We start from the raw sequence: 14,688 nt of genomic DNA, 5'->3' as shown, positions 1-14,688 counted from the left end.
TTTGATCTTGATTTATCCGCTGCTGCTGCCGGCATGATCGCAGCGCGGCGAGTTCCGCTTTCCTACACATCCCCATGAGCTTTCACGATCTCGCATCACGTCTGGACAACATCGCACCCTTCCATGTGATGGAGTTGGCCAAGATGGCTGCTGCCCTGGAGCAACAAGGCCGGCACATCATCCACATGGGCATCGGCGAGCCCGACTTCACCGCTGCGCCGGCCGTTGTTGCCGCTGCGACACAGGCGATGACGGACGGCAAGATGCAATACACCTCGGCAACAGGTTTGCCGGCGCTGCGAGAAGCGATCTCAGCACATTATCGGCGTGTGTATGGGTTGGACATCGTACCGGGCCGAATTGTGGTCACAGCGGGCGCCTCAGCAGCCTTGTTGCTGGCCTGTGCCGCCCTGGTGGAAAAAGACACTGAAGTCCTGATGCCGGATCCGTCGTATCCATGCAATCGCCACTTCGTCGCCGCCTTTGAAGGCAAGGCCAAACTGATCGAAAGCGGACCGGAACATCGCTTCCAGTTGTCGGCAGGCATGGTGGAGGAACATTGGTCCGCGGCAACCAAAGGCGTGTTGCTGGCCTCGCCGTCGAATCCGACCGGCACTTCGATCCTGCCGGAAGAATTGAGCAAGATCGTCGACGTTGTGCGCGAGAAAAAAGGCTTCACCATCGTCGATGAAATTTATCAGGGCTTGTCGTACGAAGGCGCACCGTTTTCGGCCTTGTCGCTGGGCGAGGACGTGATCGTCATCAACAGCTTCTCCAAATACTTCAACATGACCGGCTGGCGTCTCGGCTGGTTGGTGCTGCCGGAGAGCCTTGTGCCGCAAGTCGAAAAGCTCGCGCAGAACCTGTTCATCTGCGCGTCGTCGATTGCGCAGCATGCCGGCATCGCCTGCTTCGCGCCGGAATCGATTGCGCTGTACGAAGAACGCAAAGCCGAATTCAAGCGCCGCCGCGACTACATCGTGCCGCAACTCGAACGGCTAGGCTTCAAGGTGCCGGTGATGCCGGACGGCGCCTTCTACGTGTATGCGGATTGTAGCGCGCTGAGCGACGACGCCGATCAGTTCACCATCGACATGCTCAACAAGGCGGGCGTGGTGTTGGTGCCGGGATTGGATTTCGGCCCGGCCACGGCGCATCGCTATATCCGCTTGTCGTATGCGACGTCGATGGACAATTTGCAGGAAGCGGTTCGCCGTCTGGAAAAATATCTGGCCGAGCGATAAGCCTGCTTACGGCTGAGTCTGCGTCGGCAAGAAGACGAAGACCATTCACCGTAAATTCGGCACAAACTCTTCGCAAGTTCGTCGCAAATAAAAAAGGAGCCCGGAGGCTCCTTTTTTTATGCCCGCTTATTTAGCCGGCTTCATCATCTGCAAAAGTGACGATGCTGAGAATTACAGTGCAGCGATTTCTTCAGATGCAGTCACGCCTGGCTTCTTCGGCGCCGCGGCAGCCATGTCGCCGACAGCGGTCGGCTTGGCTGGCGTCGCCGGCAGGGCAGGGCGTACGATCGGCGCCGGCGCCTTGATCAGCGCGGTCGTGAAGATCGAGATGTTCTTGCCGACTGCGACTTCCTTCAGGTTCTGATATTCGGACAATACCTTCAGGCCATAGCCGCCGTCGTTCTCCATGTCGGCTGCGCCGACGTAGCTCTTCAGGCCGGCTTCGACCGAACCGCCGCGTGTGACGTATTCCTTCAGGATCAGCGAACCGACCTTGATATTGGCAACCGGATTGAGCGCCGCCTTGACGCCGCCCAGTTCCTGGAACTTGTCATGGTGAACCTTGGACATGACCTGCATCAGGCCTTGCGCACCCATCGGGCTTTCCGCGAACGGATTGAAGCGCGATTCGATGGCCATCACCGCGAGGATCAGCAGCGGATCGAGTTTGATTTCGCGTGCAGTCAGATACGCGGCCGACACCAGCATGTCAGTCGCATCGCCCGCAACGCGGTAACGCTTCGACAGCCAGTTGGTCACCAGTTTCTGCTGACGCGGCGTGCCGATGATCTTGCGTTCTTCATCGGTCATCGGAACTGCGGCTGCTGCCGCTACAGGCGCCGCGGCAGTCAAGGCCGGTGCAGGCACATCCATCAGATTGGCCAGCGAGGGCGCTTCCGGGACGACTTCTTCGGGTTGCTCATCCGAGAAAGGCGACAAAGCCATCAGCTTGTCGGCGAAATCGGGATTGAAAAACATCATGCCCAAAACGAACAGAGCAGCGATGCCGGCTAAAGTCAGCGCGTAGTGCGCTGCGGTAAAAAAGCGACCGATCCTGCTTGGAATGGACTTCGCCCATTGTGCAGAATGGTCAACCATATCGGAGGCGGAGCTTAACTGCGCCTCGATGGGTTGGTTTAACATTGAACCTCCTGAATGTTGCAACTTACATAGGGCAAAGCCGGCCAAGAGTGGAAAACCGGATTACGGACTACATGCATCACAATCAAAACACTGCCGTCGCAAAGCGTTACGGCAAGCTACAGGTTGTTTGCGGTTACTGCAGGGCCGTCGGCTCCGGTGCAGTGCAATACAACCAAGTTCGGGGGAGAAGGCTGACGCCTTTTGATAACACTCCTTAAAAATGCCAGTGGGACCCCGTTCCCGTGAAACCTTGCGAGCTGATTCGGGTTCCTGACCCGGCTCCTTTAATCAAGGTGCGCGAATTGTAGAAGCCACTTTATATCAAGTCAATACTATTAAAACGATTTAATATAACTTTTAAGTCTTATTTTTGAGGGGGTATCCCGCCAAAAATCAATAGAATCAACCGTTTGCCCGGTCTACCTCATCTAAGGGCTGTACTCAAGAAAACCAGCGAAAAAAAATGAAATACACAGATTTACGAGATTTTATTTCCCAGTTACAACTTACCGGGGAATTAAAACGCGTCTCCGTACCGGTCTCGCCCTACCTCGAAATGACGGAAATTTGCGATCGCACCCTGCGCGCTTCCGGGCCGGCGCTGATTTTCGACAAGGTCGAAGGAAAAAATATCCCGGTCCTGGCCAATCTTTTCGGCACGCCGCGCCGCGTGGCGCTGGGCATGGGCGCTGAGGACGTCAGCGAATTGCGCCGCATCGGGCATCTGTTGGCGAAACTGAAAGAACCCGAGCCGCCCAAGGGTTTCAAGGACGTCATGGGGCTCGGCACGCTGGTCAAATCGCTGTGGGACATGGCGCCCAAGGAGCGCAATTCGGCGCCGTGCCAGGACATCGTCTGGGAAGGCAACGACGTCGACCTCGATCGCCTGCCGATTCAGCACTGCTGGCCCGGCGATGTGGCTCCTCTTATTACATGGGGCCTGGTGATCACCAAAGGCCCCAATAAGAAGCGCCAGAATCTCGGCATCTATCGGCAGCAAGTCATCGGCCGCAACAAGGTCATCATGCGCTGGCTGGCGCATCGCGGCGGCGCACTCGACTTCCGCGAACACTGCATCGCCAACCCCGGCAAGCCGTATCCTATCGCCGTCGCGCTCGGCGCCGATCCCGCTACTATATTAGGAGCAGTCACGCCGGTGCCGGACAGCCTGTCCGAATACCAGTTCGCCGGCCTGCTGCGCGGCAGCCGCACCGAGCTGGTCAAGGCCATCGGCAGCGAGTTGCGCGTGCCGGCCTCGGCCGAGATCGTGCTGGAAGGGCATATCTATCCGGATGAATCGCACCCCTCCGGCTACGAACATGCGCTGGAAGGTCCGTACGGCGATCACACCGGTTACTATAATGAGCAGGACTGGTTTCCGGTCTTCACCATCGACCGCATCACCATGCGGCGCGATCCGATCTATCACTCCACCTACACCGGCAAACCGCCCGACGAACCGGCTGTACTGGGCGTGGCGCTCAATGAAGTGTTCATCCCGCTGCTGCAGAAGCAATTCAGCGAGATCACCGATTTTTACCTGCCGCCCGAAGGCTGCAGCTACCGCATGGCGGTGGTGCAGATGAAGAAGTCCTACGCCGGCCACGCCAAGCGCGTGATGTTCGGCGTGTGGAGTTTCCTGCGCCAGTTCATGTATACCAAGTTCATCGTGGTGGTTGACGAGGACGTCGATATCCGCGACTGGAAAGAAGTGATCTGGGCTATTACCACACGCGTCGATCCGGTGCGCGACACGGTCATGGTCGACAACACGCCGATCGATTATCTCGACTTCGCTTCACCCGTCAGCGGACTCGGCAGCAAGATGGGCATCGACGCCACCAACAAGTGGCCGGGAGAAACCAGCCGCGAGTGGGGCACCGTCATTACCATGACGGATGCCGTCAAGACGCGCGTGGACAGCATCTGGGACGAGCTCGGTATATAAAGAGCGGCGGCATCGGAAGCCGTGCCGCCTGCGGGACATTGCAGGCTGCGCTCCGCCAAAAGTCAGCGGCTATCTTTGCGACGGCTGCAATTTATCCTGTCGCAGAGAACAGCGCTCGCGCCGGCGGCGCAGATGAGGTACAATTCGTGCCGGCGGGCCCCTGCGCATTGTGGCATGGTCAACCTGGTCAGGTCGGGAACGAAGCAGCCACAGCCATTTCCTGCAAGTGCCGCAGACAAGGCTCGCCTCTTCCTTCGAAGTTTTCTTCAGGAAGCATTCAACAAGTCGCAGACGATCGCGTTCGCATCGTCGCCGACATCTCAGTTTTACATCCCTTGATTATTTCCCGGCAGCGTAGAAATCAGCCTGCGTAGTCAGTCAGCTCAGGCCGCTTTGCCGCCGACCGTAAAGCCTATCGTCGTGATGCCGCTTCTGCTCGCGGCGAAAGCGGTGCCGCCGTGCATCAGGGCAATCGCCTTGACGATGGCCAGGCCGAGCCCGTGGCCGTGGATGCCGTCGACTTCGCGGCGCGCCGTGTCGACGCGGTAGAAGCGGTCGAACAGACGCGGCAGATGGCGTTGCTCGATCGGTTCGCCGGGGTTGGAGACGGCAACCTGCACATCCTTGTTTTGCGCATCGATGGACACCTTGATACGCGCGCCGGCAGGGGAATGCTGGATCGCATTCTGCAATAAATTGGTCAGGGCGCGGCGGAACAGCGCCGTTTCGATCATCGACGTTGCCTCGATATCGCCGGTCACTTCGACGCTCATTTCCATCTCGTCGAGCACGAACTCGAAGAACTCGATGGTCTTCTGCACCTCATCCGCGATCACCGTATGCACCAGGCTGGTGGCGGCTTCGCCCTGATCGCAGCGGGCCAGGAACAGCATGTCGTTGATGATGGAGCGCAGCCGATCCAGCTCTTCCAGATTCGATTGCAGCACCGTTTCGAATTCGGGCGCACTGCGCTCGCGCGACAGGGCAACCTGGGTTTCGCCGATCAGGTTGGCCAGCGGCGTGCGCAGTTCATGCGCCACATCGGCGTTGAAGGCTTCCAGCTGCTTGTAGGCATTTTCCATGCGGTCCAGCGCACCGTTGAAGGCTTGCGCCAGGTCGGACAATTCATCGGGCAGGGCAGAGACGGTCAGGCGTTCGGACAGGTTCTTCGGACTTAGGGTCTGCGCCTTGTCCGACATTTTCTTGAGCGGCTGCAGACCGGTGCGCGCAATCCAGTAACCGAACAGGATCACCAGGAAAACGCCGATCAGCGACAAGCCGATCATCGCCGCGACGAAGGTGCGCAGGGTCTCGAAATAAGGTTCGGTATCGACGCCCACCGTGAGGCGGATGGCGGGGCGGTCGAGATAGGCGGGCAGGATTTTGGTCAGCGTATGCAGCGGAAATTCTTTGCCCTTGATGCGCAGCCTGCCGATATTCTTGGGGTCGTAATCGAACTCGTGCAACTCGGCCAGATCCTTGCCGTAGCTGAAGCGCGGATCGTCGCTGAACACCCAGAAGCGCACCTTGCCGTCGGCCGGCGTCAGCGTGTCGAGCTTGGCCTGCACGCGGGCCCAGCGGTCGACCGTGCCGATGCGCGAGACCATGTATTCGATATCGTTGAAGGTCGTCACTAGGCCGTCGCGCTCATGGCGCAGCAGCTCGTTCTTGACCACGGCATACAGCACGCCGCCGATCAACGAAAAAATGATCAGCGCCGAAGCGGCAAACATCATCACCAGGCGCGTGATAATGGAATGCTTCATCCGTCTTCCTCTTCGTCATTCGCCTCATGTGCATCGTGTGCCGGTACCACGGCGCGCGGCTCCAGTACATAGCCCATGCCGCGTATCGTATGCAGCAGCTTCTGTCCGAACGGCGCGTCGATCTTGGCGCGCAGGCGTTTGATCGCGACTTCGACCACGTTGGTATTGCTGTCGAAATTCATGTCCCAGACCAGTTCGGCAATCGCCGTCTTGGACAGGATCTCGCCCTGGCGCCGCGCCATGATCGCCAGCAACGCGAACTCCTTGGCGGTCAGGTCGATGCGGACGTTGTTGCGGAACGCCTTGCGGCTCAGCAGATCGATCTGCAAATCGCCGATGCGCAACTGCGCCGGCTCCTGCGCACGGCCGCGCCGCGTCAGCGCCTGCAGGCGCGCCAGCAGTTCGAGGAAGGAAAAGGGCTTGATCAGGTAATCGTCGGCGCCGTCGTGCAAGCCCTTGATGCGGTCTTCCACACGGTCGCGCGCCGTCAGCATGATCACCGGCGTCTGCTTGACGGTGCGCAGCGAGCGCAGCACCGAGAAGCCGTCCAGGCCGGGCAGCATCACGTCCAGCACGATCACGTCGTAATCGTGCTGGATCGCCAGATGCTGGCCGTCGATGCCGTTGGCGGCCAGATCCACGGTGCAGCCCTGCTCGGTCAGACCCTTGCAGAGGTACTCCGCCATCTTGTGCTCGTCTTCGACAATCAGAACTTTCATTCCTGCTCCCGGTACCGCGTTCATAGGCATGTGGCTATTAGTGCGATTCTATTACAGGTGTGGCGCCTTTCCTGGCGGCCTTGCGTGCTGCGCGCGCTTCTTTCTTGTTCATGTACCAGTAGTGGGCGCGATCCAGATACAGGTAGATCACCGGCGTCGTGAACAGCGTCAGCGCCTGCGACAGCACCAGCCCGCCGACCATCGCATAACCCAGCGGACGGCGCAGCTCGGAGCCGGCGCCATGGCCCAGCATCAGCGGCAGGCCCGACAGCAGCGCGCACATGGTGGTCATCATGATCGGACGGAAGCGCAGCAGACAAGCCTGGTAGATCGCTTCTTCCGGCTTCATGCCGTGCTGGCGCTCGGCAGTCAGGGCGAAGTCGATCATCATGATGCCGTTCTTCTTGACGATGCCGATCAGCAAGATAATGCCGATCAGCGCAATCACGCTGAGGTCGTAGCCGCCCGCCATCAGGATCAGCAGGGCGCCCACGCCGGCCGACGGCAGCGTCGACAGAATCGTCAGCGGATGGATGTAGCTTTCATACAGCAGACCCAGCACGATATACACCGCAATCAGCGCCGCCGCGATCAGGTAAGGCTGCGACGCCAGCGATTCGCCGAAGGCCTTGGCCGTACCCTGGAAGGCGCCGGTCAGTGTGGTCGGTACGCCCATTTCCGCCTGCGCCTGATTGATGGCGTCGACCGCTTCGCCCAGCGCCACACCCGACGCCAGGTTGAAGGAAATCGTCACCGCCGGGAACTGGCTCTGATGGCTGATCGACAGATACGCGGTCTTGGTCGTGTCGACCTTGATGAAGGTCGACAGTGGCACTTGCTGGCCGGTGAGCGGCGAGGTCAGATACAGCTTGTTGAACAGCGCCGGATCTTTCTGCAGCTCAGGCGTGACTTCCAGCACCACGTGGTAGCTGTTGATCTGCGTGAAGTACTGCGCCACCTGGCGTTGGCCGATCGCGTCGTAGATCGTCGCATCGATCAGCGATGGCGAGATGCCGAAACTGGACGCGCGTGCGCGGTCGATGGTGATGGTCGCCGTGGCCGCGTTGTTCTGCTGGTCGGAGGCGACGTCGGTCAGTTGCTTCATCTTGCGCAGGCGATCCACCACCTTCGGCGCCCAGGTATTGAGCTCGTCCAGATTGGAATCGGTCAGCGTGTATTGATACTGCGTACGCGCCAAGCGGCCGCCGACGTTGATGTCCTGGCTGGCCTGCATGAACAGGTTCACGCCCTGGATCTTGGCCACTTGCGGACGCAGGCGCGTGATGATTTCGCTGGCGTCGGCGGTACGGCCTTCATCCTTCGGTTTCAAGGCGATGAAGAAGTTACCGGTGTTGAACGTCGTCGAGCCGGCGCTCATCGCAAAACCGGTCACGTCCGGATCCTTGCGCACCACCTCGGCCACTTGCAGCAGGCGGCGCTGCATGGCTTGCGAGGAAATATCCTGCGCCGATTCCGCAAAGCCGACGATCACGCCGTTGTCCTGTTGCGGGAAAAAGCCTTTCGGAATGATCACGAACAGGAAGGCCGTGAACGCCACGGTGCCTATGAAGGTCAGCAGCGTGATGAACTGGTGGCGCATCACGACATCGAGACCGCGCTTGTAGCCGTTCAGCAGGATGTCGAAGAAGCGTTCGAACAGTTGGTACATCTTGCCGTGCTGTTCGGCATGGCTGTTCTTGAGGAAGCGCGAGCACAGCATCGGCGTGAGCGTCAGCGAGATGATCACCGACACGCCGATGGTCAGCGTCACGGTCACCGCAAACTCGCGGAACAGGCGGCCGACGATGCCGCCCATCAGCAGCAGCGGGATGAACACCGCCACCAGCGATACCGAGATCGAGATGATGGTGAAGCCGATTTCGCTGGAACCCTTGAGGGCGGCTTCCATCGGCGACATACCTTCCTCGACGTAGCGGTAAATATTTTCCAGCATCACGATCGCATCGTCGACCACGAAGCCGACCGCAATCGTCAGCGCCATCAGCGACAGGTTGTCGAGACTATAGCCGACCAGATACATCACGCCTGCGGTGCCCATCAGCGCCAGCGGCACGGTGATACTCGGGATCAGCGTCGCCGCCACGTTGCGCAGGAACACGAAGATCACCATCACCACCAGACCGATGGTCAGGATCAGCGTGAACTCGACGTCTGCCACCGAAGCGCGGATGGTCTGGGTGCGATCAATCAGCGTGTTGATGTGCACGCTGGCAGGAATCGCCGCGCGCAGACGCGGCATCGTTGCCTTGATGCGTTCCACGGTTTCGATCACGTTGGCGCCCGGCTGCTTGGTGATGGCCAGCACAATCGAGCGACCGTTGGTCAGCGTGTTGTCGGGAGCGGCCGCCGCGCCGGCGAAGGCCCATGCGGCGATCTTGTTGTTTTCCGGGCCGTCGATGGCGGTGCCGATATCGCGCACGCGGATCGGTGCGCCGTTCTTGTACGCCAGCACCATGTCGTTCCACGGTTCGGCGCTCAGCAACTGGTCGTTGGTATAGACAGTGAAGCTCTGATGCGGACCGTCGACCGTGCCCTTAGGCTGGTTGACCGTGGTCGTGGCGATCACGCCGCGCACGTCTTCCAGGCTCAGGCCCATCGTCGCCAGCTTGGCCGGATCGACCTGAATGCGCACGGCCGGCTTTTGCTGGCCGTTGACGCTGACCAGGCCGACGCCGGAGATCTGCGAGATCTGCTGCGCCAGGATGTTGTCGGCGTAGTCGTTGACCTGGGTCAGCGGCAAGGCGTCCGACTGCACCGACATGATCATGATCGGCGAATCGGCCGGGTTGACCTTGCGGAAGGTCGGCGGATTGGGCAAGTTGGCCGGCAACTGACCGGTAGACGCATTGATCGCGGCCTGCACGTCCAGCGCGGCAGCGTCGATGTTGCGGTTGAGATCGAACTGCAGCGTGATCTGGGTGCTGCCCAGCGCGCTCTGCGAAGTCATTTGCGTCAGGCCTGCAATCAGCGAGAACTGCCGCTCCAGCGGTTGCGCCACGTTGGACGCCATGGTTTCCGGACTGCCGCCGGGCAAGCTGGCGGACACCTGGATGGTAGGAAAGTCGACCTGCGGCAGCGGCGCCACCGGCAACAAGGGCCAGACGGCGATACCGACCAGCAGGATAGCGATCGCGAGCAGCGTGGTGCCGATCGGACGCTTGATGAAGGTAGCGGAAACACTCACTTTGCGGATCCTTTCGCAGCAGCGGCGTTGGTCTTGCCTTCGACGATGCGGCTGCCCGGTTTCAGCTTGTACTGACCGTCAAGCACCACACGTTGCCCCGACTCCACACCCTTGGTGATGACGGCGATGCCGTCCTGGATGCGTGCTACGACAACCGGCTGGATGGCGGCAGTTTCATCGGCCTTGACGAGGTAGACGTAGGTGCCTTCCTGATTGCGTTGGATGGCGGCGGCCGGCAGCGTCAGCGCCACGCCATGGTCGTCCATCTGCAGGTTGACGTTGACATACTGGCCCGGCCACAGCGTGTGCTGCTGATTGGTGAAACGGGCCTTCAGTTGTACGGTGCCGCTGGTGGTGTCGATCTGGTTGTTCAGCAAAATCAGGTTGCCGGTGCCCAGCGGATCCTTGTTGTTGGTGCGTGCGTAGGCGGTCACCTTGAGCGACTTGTGGTTGCTCATCTGGGCGCGGTTGATGGCCGGGACCGCCTCTTCCGGCAGGGTGAACTGCACGGTGATCGGATCGATCTGGTTGATCACCACCAGGCCGTTCGCATCGGCGGCATGGACGATATTGCCGGCATCCACCAGGCGCGCGCCGACGCGGCCGCTGATCGGCGCAGTAATGGTGGTGTAGCTGAGTTGGACCTTGGCGTAGTTGATCTGCGCTTCATCGGTCTTGACTGCAGCTTCCAGCTGCGCGACCAGGGCTTTTTGCGTATCGAGCTGTTGTTGCGTGGCGGCGTCTTGCTGACGCAGCGTGGTGTAGCGTTGCAGGTCGATCTTCGCATTGGTCAGCTGCGCCTGATCTTTGGCCTGCTGCGCCTGCACCTGCGCCAGTTGCGCCTGCAATGCGCGCGGATCGATCTGCGCCAGCAACTGGCCGGCCTTGACGTCCTGGCCTTCGGTAAAGGCAACTTTGTCGAGCTGGCCGTCGATGCGCGCCTTGACGGTGACGCTGGCATTGGCGGTCACGGTGCCGACGCCAGTCAGGTACAGCGGCACGTCGCGTTCCTCTACCTTGGTTGTCGTCACGGAAATCGCGGGACCTTGCTGCGCCTGCGGATTCGGCGCGGCGACGGCGTCGGTGCGATGCATCAGGGCCCAGGAGCAGCTCCCCACGAGAACGACAACCGCAGCGGAAATCAACAGAGTGGAAGGTTTTTGAATGAATGAAGTAGTCATACGTTAACTCGCAAGATTGTTTTTCTTAGTTGGCGGCAGCTGGTGCGCTTGCCGCCGTTGCCTGATTGATGTCGCCAACGCGCCAGCCGCCGCCGACCGCCTTGATCAGCGCCACGCTGGCAACCAGCTGGCGGCCGAGCAAAGTCACTGCGGTGCGTTGATTGGTCAGCGATGCGGCCTGTGTCGTGACAACCGACAGATAGGTCGTGGTGCCGGCCTGATACTGGCTCAAGGCCAGGCGCTCGGAAAGTTGCGCGGCCTTGACTGCCTGATCCTGCACCACGCTTTCCTGATCCAGCACGCGCAGGGTCGAGAGGTTGTCTTCCACCTCTTGCAGGCCGCCGAGGACGGTTTGCTTGTACGTCGCTACCGAGGCATCGAAGGCGGCAGTGGCCTGATCGTTGCGTGCGCTGCGGGCGCCGCCGTCGAACAGGGTTGTCGCCAACGCAGCGCCCAGCGACCAGACCCGGCTTGGCGTATCGAACAACTGGGAGAAGGCGACCGCGCTATAGCCGCCGGTCGCGCTCAGCGTCAGCGTCGGGAAGTAAGCCGCGCGCGCCACGCCGATATTGGCGTTGGCGGCGGCAGCCAGGCGTTCGGCGTTGGCGATGTCGGGGCGGCGCTCCAGCAGATCGGACGGCAGACCGGTCGGCGTCGGCGGCATGGTCGCCTGCAACGCCGCGCCGTCGGTGGTCACCGGCGCCAGCGTAAATACCGCAGGCGCCTTGCCGACGAGGATGGCGATGGCGTGTTCCAGCTGGTTGCGCGTGGCGTCGAGGTCGATCAGTTGCGCCTGTGCCGAGCGCAATTGCGTTTCCGCCTGTGCGACGTCGGAGCGCAGGGCGACGCCGGCGTCATATTGATGCTGGGTCAGTTGCAGCGAGCGGGTGTAGGCGGCAACGGTGCGCGCATACAAATCCTTTTGCAGATCGGTCACGCGCAGTTGCAGGTAATCCTGCGCCAGCGTCGCCTGGATGCTCAGGCGCGCCGCCGCGAGGCTGGCTGCGCTGGCTTCGCTGGTGGCGTCGCCGGCTTCCACCGAGCGCCGCACGCGGCCCCAGATGTCGGCCTCCCACGACGCATTCAGACCGACGGCGTAGGTATCCGTCAGCCGGCTGCCTGACGTCGCGCTGTTGGTGCGTGCGCGGCTGGGCCCGCCGGAAACGCCGACCGTCGGCCACAGGCTGGCGCGCGCGATGGCGGCGGTGGCCTGGGCCTGGCGGTATTGCGCCTCGGCGAAGCGGATATTCTGGTTGGCCTTGTTGGCCTGATCGAGCAGGTCGTTCAGCACCGGATCCTTGTAGGCTTCCCACCAGCGGTGATTGCTGTCGATCTGGCCGGGTTCGGCGATTTTCCACGGCCCCTGTTCTTTATAGGCAGTGGGCAGATCCATCTGCGGGCGAACGTAATCCGGGCCGACCGCGCAACCGCCGAGCAAAGCTGCTGCGGCCAGCGTGATTGCGGTCAATGCCAGGGCTGGCTTGAATGCGTATGGAGGTGGCGATTTGGCGGTCGCTGTCATTGGTAGATTCCGAAACATGGTTGGGCGTACATGGGCTGACGACATGGGATCAAAAGGAACTGCCGGTGGGCGTCGGCAGGATAACTGTCGACGCCTTTCTACACCATTACTGTACGAGGGGGAGGTCAACCGGATGCTGACGGAAATATGACATTTCTGTCAGCTTGGAGGGAGGAGCGCCTGGTTTGAGTCTTATTGCCGGATGCCAATTCCGACGGCCGCCGAATTATGCGGGCCAGGCACGCTGCAGAATTGCCTGTTGCAAGCTTGAATCGGCCGGCAGCGTGCCATAGACGCGGCCGTTGGCGGCATCGCCGCGGCTCAGCACGAAAGCCTGCGCCATCGCTGCAGGCGCATGCTGCAGCATCAGGGCGCTCTGCACCGTCAGGATCAGTTGCTGCACCAGGCGGCGCGCCAGCATCTCGCGTTGTTCCGGCGGGGTGGTCAGCAATTGCTTCAGTGCATTCAACGGCGCCTGCAAGAGTTCGTGGCCGTCGGCGACTTGCTGCAGCTCTTCAATCAACAGGATGCAGCCTTCCGGTTCGCGCTCCATGGCGCGCAGCACGTCGAGGCACATCACATTGCCCGAACCTTCCCAGATCGAATTGACCGGCGCTTCGCGGTACATGCGCGCCATCGGCGCCGTCTCAACATAGCCGTTGCCGCCCCAGACCTCCATGCATTCACCGGTAAATTCCAGCGCGCGCTTGCAGATCCAGAACTTGGCCGCCGGCGTGACGATGCGCCGCCAGGCCCGTTGCAGCGGATCGTTGGGCGATTCGAAGGCGCGCGCCAGGCGCAGCATCAGCAGCGTCGCCGCTTCGCTTTCCAGCGCCAGGTCGGACAGCACATTGCGCATCAACGCCTGCTCGGCCAACAGTTTGCCGAAGGCGCTGCGGTGGCGCGCGTGGTGGATCGCCTGGATCAGCGCATGGCGCATCAGTCCGGCGCTGCCGATCACGCAATCCAGGCGCGTGTGATTGGCCATTTCGATAATGGTGGGAATGCCGCGCCCTTCATCGCCGACCATGACGCCGTAGGCATCGTCGAACTCGACCTCGCTGCTGGAATTGGAACGGTTGCCGAGCTTGTCCTTGAGGCGCTGGATCAGCACGCCGTTCTTTTGCCCGTCGGGGCGCCAGCGCGGCACGAAGAAGCACGACAGGCCGTTGTCGGTGCGCGCCAGCACCATGTGCGCATCGCACATCGGCGCCGAGAAAAACCATTTGTGGCCGATCAGCGTATAGGCCGCGCCGCGTCCGCTGCCGTTGAGCGGGCGCGCGGCGGTGGTGTTGCTGCGCACGTCGGAGCCGCCTTGCTTCTCGGTCATGCCCATGCCGATCAGCATCGAACGCTTTTGCTCCAGCGGCAGGTCGCGCGGATCGTGTTCGCGCGAAAACAATTTGTCGCGCACCATCGGGAACAGCGCGTCTTCATTGCGCAGCACCGGCAGCGAGGCGAAGGTCATGGTGGTCGGGCAGAGCGAGCCCGCTTCCACCTGCGCATGCAGGAAATAGCCCGCAGCGCGCGCCACATGCGCGCCCGGCGTGCCCTCGTAAGCCGGCATCCATGGCAGCGCGTGTAGGGCTTCGCGGCGCAGCAGCGCCAGCAGCGCATGCCAGCTGGGATGGAAGTCGACGCGGTCGATGCGGTTGCCGAAGCGGTCGTGGGTCTGCAGTTCGGGAGTGTGACGGTTGGCCAGTTCGGCCAGTTGCAGCACGTCGGCGCTGCCCAGTTCGGCGCCGTAATTGGACAGCGGCGCGGCATGCCAGCCGGCCTGCTCGCGCTGCACGCCTTCGTTCAGGGCCAGATCGGTGCTGTACAGATTGACATCTTTCAGCTCGGGAACCTGATTCGTGACTTCGTGCGTTTTCATTGCAGCTCCTGTACGTGGGCGGGTGGGCAGACGACGGCGCGGACAGTGTAAGGCATTCCCCGCTGGGGAAAGAGAACAAAACGG

Annotated in this window: 9 protein-coding genes and 1 other RNA gene; 3 read left to right on the top strand and 7 right to left on the bottom strand. The window is 61.2% G+C overall.

All coding sequences use genetic code 11. The features are described from left to right. Nucleotides 1–74: 74 nt before the first annotated feature. Nucleotides 75–1,244, top strand: a complete 1,170-nt coding sequence (locus AKL25_RS11910; protein ID WP_050477882.1) for a pyridoxal phosphate-dependent aminotransferase — start codon at nucleotides 75–77, stop codon at nucleotides 1,242–1,244. A 171-nt stretch (nucleotides 1,245–1,415) separates the two neighbouring features. Here the strand turns inward: AKL25_RS11910 and AKL25_RS11905 are convergent, their stop codons facing one another. Continuing rightward, nucleotides 1,416–2,387: a transglycosylase SLT domain-containing protein gene (locus AKL25_RS11905; protein WP_050477881.1), complete on the bottom strand. Its 972-nt coding sequence runs from the start codon at nucleotides 2,385–2,387 to the stop codon at nucleotides 1,416–1,418. A 463-nt stretch (nucleotides 2,388–2,850) separates the two neighbouring features. Here AKL25_RS11905 and ubiD point away from each other — a divergent pair, with 463 nt between their 5' ends. After that, complete coding sequence (ubiD, locus tag AKL25_RS11900) at nucleotides 2,851–4,335, top strand: 4-hydroxy-3-polyprenylbenzoate decarboxylase (protein WP_050477880.1); 1,485 nt, start codon at nucleotides 2,851–2,853, stop codon at nucleotides 4,333–4,335. A 151-nt stretch (nucleotides 4,336–4,486) separates the two neighbouring features. Continuing rightward, nucleotides 4,487–4,585: signal recognition particle sRNA small type (gene ffs, locus AKL25_RS23735), an RNA gene on the top strand. A 133-nt stretch (nucleotides 4,586–4,718) separates the two neighbouring features. Here ffs and AKL25_RS11895 read toward each other — a convergent pair. From AKL25_RS11895 to AKL25_RS11870, 6 genes are all read right to left on the bottom strand, one after another. After that, nucleotides 4,719–6,101, bottom strand: coding sequence for a heavy metal sensor histidine kinase (locus AKL25_RS11895; protein ID WP_050477879.1), 1,383 nt, complete (start codon nucleotides 6,099–6,101; stop codon nucleotides 4,719–4,721). Continuing rightward, a complete protein-coding gene (locus tag AKL25_RS11890; protein ID WP_050477878.1) occupies nucleotides 6,098–6,820 on the bottom strand; it encodes a heavy metal response regulator transcription factor in 723 nt (240 codons plus the stop codon). Before AKL25_RS11890 ends, AKL25_RS11895 begins: the two co-directional genes overlap by 4 nt. Nucleotides 6,821–6,857: 37 nt before the next feature. Further along, the gene (locus tag AKL25_RS11885; RefSeq protein WP_050477877.1) at nucleotides 6,858–10,025 is read right to left on the bottom strand and encodes an efflux RND transporter permease subunit; all 3,168 of its coding nucleotides are present in this window, start codon (nucleotides 10,023–10,025) and stop codon (nucleotides 6,858–6,860) included. Further along, the gene (locus AKL25_RS11880; RefSeq protein ID WP_050477876.1) at nucleotides 10,022–11,206 is read right to left on the bottom strand and encodes an efflux RND transporter periplasmic adaptor subunit; all 1,185 of its coding nucleotides are present in this window, start codon (nucleotides 11,204–11,206) and stop codon (nucleotides 10,022–10,024) included. Before AKL25_RS11880 ends, AKL25_RS11885 begins: the two co-directional genes overlap by 4 nt. Nucleotides 11,207–11,231: 25 nt before the next feature. Continuing rightward, a complete protein-coding gene (locus AKL25_RS11875) occupies nucleotides 11,232–12,728 on the bottom strand; it encodes an efflux transporter outer membrane subunit (protein ID WP_157050607.1) in 1,497 nt (498 codons plus the stop codon). A gap of 226 nt (nucleotides 12,729–12,954) precedes the next feature. Continuing rightward, a complete protein-coding gene (locus AKL25_RS11870; RefSeq protein ID WP_050477875.1) occupies nucleotides 12,955–14,604 on the bottom strand; it encodes an isovaleryl-CoA dehydrogenase in 1,650 nt (549 codons plus the stop codon). Nucleotides 14,605–14,688 lie beyond the last annotated feature (84 nt).

This window comes from Herbaspirillum rhizosphaerae (assembly GCF_001189965.1).
Taxonomy (GTDB): Bacteria; Pseudomonadota; Gammaproteobacteria; order Burkholderiales; family Burkholderiaceae_D; genus Herbaspirillum; species Herbaspirillum rhizosphaerae.
Note: the sequence above shows the minus strand (reverse complement) of the source record. Positions and strands in the feature narration are given on the sequence as shown.